This window comes from Nonomuraea sp. MG754425 (genome assembly GCF_021699195.1).
In the GTDB taxonomy this organism is placed as follows: Bacteria; Actinomycetota; Actinomycetes; order Streptosporangiales; family Streptosporangiaceae; genus Nonomuraea.
Window position 1 is genome coordinate 1 of the sequence record NZ_SSXE01000335.1, and the last position, 5,429, is coordinate 5,429.

The following is a 5,429-nucleotide window of genomic DNA, read 5'->3' on the forward strand; positions in this document are numbered from 1 at the left end:
CCCCGCCCCGTCGCGCCCCGGCCACGGCCCGCCGCCGGAGATCGACCTCGGCCCTTACACCCCGCGCGTCATGATCGGCGACCTGATCTACCAGCGCGCCCGCTGGCGCGTCCACCTGCCCGCGGCGCGCGGCGCGGACCCGTTCGACCGCTGGCTGGCCATCCACCGCCTGTGCCGCGAACGGGCCCTGCCCCGCCACGTCTTCGTCCACCATCCGGCCGACCCCGGCCCCTTCCACGTCGACTTCTGCGACCCCTTCGCGGTGGAGGACCTTGCCCGGCACGACCCGGCCGAGGTGCTGGTCACGGAGCTGCTGCCCGCCCCGGGGCGGCTCTGGTGGCGGGTGGACGGCCGGGAGCAGTGCGCGGAGCTGCGCCTGGCCTGCCGGGTCGGGCCGGCGCCCCGATAATCGGTTGCCCGGCCGCGGACCGTCCTGATGTACTTCGCGGCGGAAGCCGCCCGCCGACCGGAGGAGAGCCACGATGGCTGAAGCGTTCATGACCTCTCAGCTCGATGACTTCTCCGATGTGAAGGGCATGACGCTTCTTGAGATCGTCCGATCCAGGGACCTCATCATCACCTGACCGATCCGTCGCGCGCCTGCTGCGCCCGAAACCGCGCCAGACGGCGGCGCTGGCCGCGGCTATCGCCGCCGCCACCGCGTTCCCGCTCGCCGCACCCCAGGTGACCAGGCAGTTCGTCGATGACGCCGGCGGCGGCGCGGGCCTGCGCCACCTGACGCTGATCGCGCTCGGCTACCTCGCGCTCGCCGTGGCCGGCCAGGCGGCCCGGACGGTGACCGCGTGGCTGGCGAGCAGGCTCGCCTGGGACGGCACCGACCGCCTGCGCGAGCGCCTCACCGAGCACGCGCTCGGCCTCGACCTGGCCTTCCACGGCCGCCACACACCCGGCGAGCTGATCGAGCGGGTGGACGGCGACGTCGTGGCGGTCGCCGACTTCGTCGTGGCGTTCGTGCTGGACGTCGTGGCCGGCGTGCTGCTGCTGGCCGGCGTGCTCGTCGTCGTCTGCACCGTGGACTGGCGCATCGGGTGCGCGCTGCTGGCGTACTGCGTCGTCGTCGGGTACGGCATGGCCCGCGCGCAGCGGCTGGCCGTGCCGTCGGCGGCGCGTTCCCGCGCGGCGAGCGCCACGTTGGTCGGCATGCTCGAAGAGCGCCTCGCGGGCGTCGAGGACATCAGGGCGAACGGCGCCGGCGAGCACACCGTGCGCCGCTTCCACCAGGTCAGCGCCGCACTCTTCCGCGCCGAGAACCGCGACGCGCGCATCGGCACCATGCTGCTGGCCGGCACCTCCGTGGCCTTCGCCGCGGGCACCGCCGTCATGCTGGGGCTGGCCGCGTGGGCCGTCGAGGCCGGGACGCTCACGGTCGGCACCGCCGTGCTGCTGTTCCAGTACACGCTCATGGTGCGGGCCCCGTTCGAGCGGCTGATCGACCAGATCAGGCGGTACCAGTCGGCCCTGGCCGGCCTGGCCCGCATCGCGGCCCTGCTCGCCGAGAAGCCCGCGCTGACCCCCGGCACCAGCCCGCTGCCCGCCGCCGGGCCGCTCGGCCTGCGCGTCGAGGGCGTCGGGTTCTCCTACCCGGACGACGGCGAGCAGGTGCTGTCCGGCATCGACGTGACGCTCGCGCCGGGCGAGACGCTCGGCCTGGTCGGACGCACCGGCAGCGGCAAGACCACCCTGGCCCGGCTCGTGCTGCGGCTGCACGATCCGGTCGAGGGTCGCGTCCGTGTGGGCGGGGTGGACCTGCGGGAGGCCGACCCGCGCTCGTTGCGCGGCCGGATCGGCATGGTCACCCAGGACGTGCAGCTCTTCGCGGCCAGCGTGCGCGACAACCTGACGCTGTTCCGGCCGTCGCCGGGCGACGAACGGTTGTGGCAGGCGCTGGAGCACGCCGGTCTCGGCGAGTGGGCGGCCGGGCTGCCCGACGGGCTCGACACCGAGTTGCGCGGCCTGTCGGCGGGGCAGGCGCAGTTGCTCGCGTTCGCGCGGGCGTTCCTGTCCGACCCGGGGCTCGTCGTCCTCGACGAGGCGTCCAGCCGGCTCGACCCCGCCACCGAGCGCCGCATCGAGGACGGCATGAGCCGCCTGCTGCGCGACCGGACCGGAGTGATCATCGCGCACCGGTTGTCGTCCCTGTCGCGGGTCGACAAGATCGCGGTGCTCGACCACGGCAAGATCGTCGAGTACGGCCGCCGCGCCGACCTCGCCGCCGACCCGGACAGCCGCTTCGGGCGGCTGCTGGACCTCGCGGGGGTGCGCCGATGACGCCGGTGATGCGGGTGGCGACCCGGCTGGCCGCGTTCGACCTGCGACGGTACCTCGTCGGGGCGCTGCTGTGGCTGCCGGTCCACGTGCTCCCGCTGGCCGGCGGGCTCGTCCTGCAGCGGGTGTTCGACCAGATCAGCGGGCACGAGCCGGCCGCCCTGCGGGCCACGCTGTGGTGGTGCGCGGCGTTCGTGGGCGTCGAGCTGGTGCGCGGGGTGGTGATCGTCGTCGCCTGGACGTACGGCGTGTACTGGTGGTGCGCGGCGGCGACCCTGCTGCGCTCCAACGTGCTGCGCTCCGTGCTGACCGCGCGCGGGCCGGCCGCGGCCCGGCTGCCGCACTCCCCGGGCGAGGCCGTCGCCCGGCTGCGTGACGACGTGGCCGACACGGTCGACTTCACCGACGAGAGCGTCAGCCTCATGGGCACCACGCTGTTCGCCCTGGTGGCACTGCCGATCATGGCCTCCGTCGATCCCGTGATCACGCTGGTGCTGGTGCTGCCGATGATCGCCGTCGGGGTGCTGAGCCGGAGCCTGCGGCGGGTCATCGCCCGGCTGCACGGGCGGGCCAGGCGGCTGGGCGCGGCCGTGACGGCGTACGTGGGGGAGGTGTTCGGCGGCGTGCTCGCGATCAAGACCGCCGGGGCCGAGGCCGCGGCGCTGGAGCGGCTGCGCGCGCACAACCGGCGGCGGCGCGCGGCGGCCGTACGCGACCGGATGGCCACCGACCTGCTGGACGCCACGACCACCACGACCGTCGAGCTCAGCATCGGGCTCGTGCTGCTGCTGGCCGCGCCCGCCATGCGCGGCGGCGACTTCACCGTGGGCGACCTGGCGCTGTTCACCAGCTACATCGGCTGGCTCACCGCCCTGCCCCGCTCGATCGGCACGATCCTCTACCGCCTGCCGCAGGCGGCGGTGGCCACCGAGCGGCTGAGCGCGCTCATGGCCCCGCACGAGGACGCCGCCACCCTGGCGCGGGGCGACGGCGTCTGGCTGCACCGCGACCCGCCGCCCGCCCCGCCGCCGCCCCGGCACTCCGGGCCGCTGCGGGTGCTCGAAGCGCGCGGGCTGACCGTGCACGGCCTGCTGCACGACGTGGACGTGCGGCTCGAACGCGGCTCGTTCACCGTCGTCACGGGAGCGGTCGGGGCGGGCAAGACCACGCTGGTCCGCGCCCTGCTCGGCCTGCTGCCCCTGGACGCGGGCACGATCGTGTGGAACGGCACGCCGGTCGCGGACCCGGGCACGTTCCTCGTCCCCGGCCGCGCGGCGTACGCCGGGCAGGTGCCCCGGCTGTTCTCGGCGACGTTGCGGGAGAACCTGCTGCTCGGCCGGCCCGAGAGCGACGACGACGTCCGGCGGGCGCTGGAGCTGGCGGCGTTCGAACGGGACCTGGCCGAGCTGCCCGACGGGCTCGGCACGGTCGTCGGGCCGCGCGGGGTGCGGCTGTCCGGCGGGCAGGCGCAGCGCGTCACCGCCGCCCGCGCCCTCGTCCGCGACCCCGACCTGCTGCTGGTGGACGACCTGTCGTCCGCGCTGGACGTCGAGACCGAGCGGCTGCTGTGGGAGCGGATCGCCGGCGACGGGCCCCCGACGGTCCTGGTCGTCTCCCACCGGCAGGCCGCGCTCGAACGCGCCGACCAGGTGATCGTGCTGGACGGGGGCCGCGTCGCCGGGCGCGGACGGCTGCCCGACCTGCTGGCGCACTGCCCGGAGATGCGCCGGTTGTGGCACGCCGAGCTGGTCACGGAGGCGACGGAGGACCGGGCCGGCGCGGAGTGACCTGGGGCCCGCAGGCGGCGCAGGATCGGTGCGATCAGGGCGTGGCCCTGCCGGTTGCCCAGGCCCACGCGGCGATCGCGACCCGGTTCCTGGCGCCGGTCTTGCGCTGGACGGAGGCGATGTGGTTCTTCACGGTGCCCGGCGACAGGAAGAGCTCGGCGGCGATCTCGGCATTCGTCCGGCCCTGCGCGACCAGGGCCACGATCTCGTCTTCCCGCCCGGTGAGGACCACCTCGGAGGTCTCGTGCGTGCGGCCCTGCCGGCGCAGCAGCCGGACGGTGAGCTGCGGGCTGATGAGCACATCGCCGTTCAGCGCGGCCCGGATGGCCTCGATGAGCAGCGTGGGGCCGGAGCGTTTGAGGATGAACCCGGCGGCGCCGTGCCGCAGCGCGGCGTGGACGTACTCGTCCAGCCCGAAGGTGGTGACGACCACGACGTGGATGCCGGTGCCGGCCAGGGCACGGGTCACCTCGATCCCGTCGGCTCCGGGCATGCGGATGTCGGCGAGCACCACGTCCGGCCTGATCGTCCTGGCGGTGTCGATCGCGGTGCGCCCGTCGGCGGCCTCGGCCACCACGGTCATGTCGGGCTGGGCGTCGAGGATCAGGCGGAAGGCGCTGCGGATGCCTTCCTGGTCGTCGGCGACGAGGATGCGGGCGCTCATTCCGGTGATTGTGCCAGTGGCAGGCGGGCGGTCAGCGACCACCCGCCGGGTACGGCTTCCGCGATCAGCTCACCGCCCTGGATCTGGACGAGCGAGCCCAGGGAGGGCAGGCCGGTGCCGCCACGCCGGGCGCGCGGGGCGCCGGCCACGCCGTCGTTGGTCATCGTGACCTCCAGGACGCCGGACGAGACGCCGAGGCTCAGGTCCACGCGTGCGGCCTGCGGGGCGTGCCGCCGGATGTTGGTCAGTCCTTCGATCACGATCCGGTAGGCCAGCGCCGCGGTCTCCGGCGGGACCGCCGGAGACGGATCCATCCGCAGGTCGACCCGCGCCGGGCCGGCGGCGGCGAACCGTTCGGCCGCCTCCCGGATGCCGTCCAGGTCACCGCCGGGGGCGAAGGGGCGGTCGTGGTGCAGCATGTCCAGCGTCCGGTCCAGCATGGACAAGGCCCCCTGGCCCGCGGCCTCGACGCGCTCGAGCGCCCGCAGGGGATCGCCCGCCACGCGGCCCGCCTGGGCGTGCGCCACCATCTCGCTGATGTCGTGCGCCAGATAGTCGTGCAGGTCCCCGGCGAGTCGCAGCCGCAGGGCCAGACGGGAGTCGGCCACCGCGTGCTCCTGCCGTACGTCGAGAAAACGCAGGTAGCCGCCCACGGCCATGGCGATCAGCGCCCCCAGCCCCCAGAACGCGCA

5 protein-coding genes are annotated in these 5,429 nt (G+C 74.9%); 3 read left to right on the plus strand and 2 right to left on the minus strand.

Annotated features, from left to right (window positions below):
* The 3 genes from FAF44_RS51785 to FAF44_RS51795 form a co-directional block, all read left to right on the plus strand.
* Positions 1 to 409 (plus strand): lantibiotic dehydratase (locus FAF44_RS51785; protein WP_237110876.1); only part of this gene is annotated, 409 nt, incomplete at its 5' end.
* 137 nt (positions 410 to 546) lie between these two features.
* Entirely contained in the window at positions 547 to 2,289 is a 1,743-nt protein-coding gene (locus FAF44_RS51790) for an ABC transporter ATP-binding protein (RefSeq protein WP_272896207.1), read from the plus strand.
* Positions 2,286 to 4,073, plus strand: coding sequence for an ABC transporter ATP-binding protein (locus FAF44_RS51795; RefSeq protein ID WP_237110878.1), 1,788 nt, complete (start codon positions 2,286 to 2,288; stop codon positions 4,071 to 4,073). Before FAF44_RS51790 ends, FAF44_RS51795 begins: the two co-directional genes overlap by 4 nt.
* Before the next feature lie 34 nt (positions 4,074 to 4,107).
* On the opposite strand, the gene FAF44_RS51800 is transcribed toward FAF44_RS51795, so the two are convergent.
* Together FAF44_RS51800 and FAF44_RS51805 are read right to left on the minus strand one after the other, a co-directional pair.
* Complete coding sequence (locus FAF44_RS51800; RefSeq protein WP_237110879.1) at positions 4,108 to 4,737, minus strand: response regulator transcription factor; 630 nt, start codon at positions 4,735 to 4,737, stop codon at positions 4,108 to 4,110.
* Positions 4,734 to 5,429, minus strand: a 696-nt coding sequence (locus tag FAF44_RS51805) for a histidine kinase (RefSeq protein ID WP_237110880.1), incomplete at its 5' end; no start/stop codon positions are given. The genes FAF44_RS51800 and FAF44_RS51805, both read right to left, overlap by 4 nt.

Excerpts from the sequence above, each read along its gene's own strand:
- FAF44_RS51800 (WP_237110879.1), bottom strand. The coding sequence starts at position 4,737 with ATGAGCGCCCGCATCCTCGTCGCCGACGACCAGGAAGGCATCCGCAGC.
- FAF44_RS51795 (WP_237110878.1), top strand. The coding sequence starts at position 2,286 with ATGACGCCGGTGATGCGGGTGGCGACCCGGCTGGCCGCGTTCGACCTG.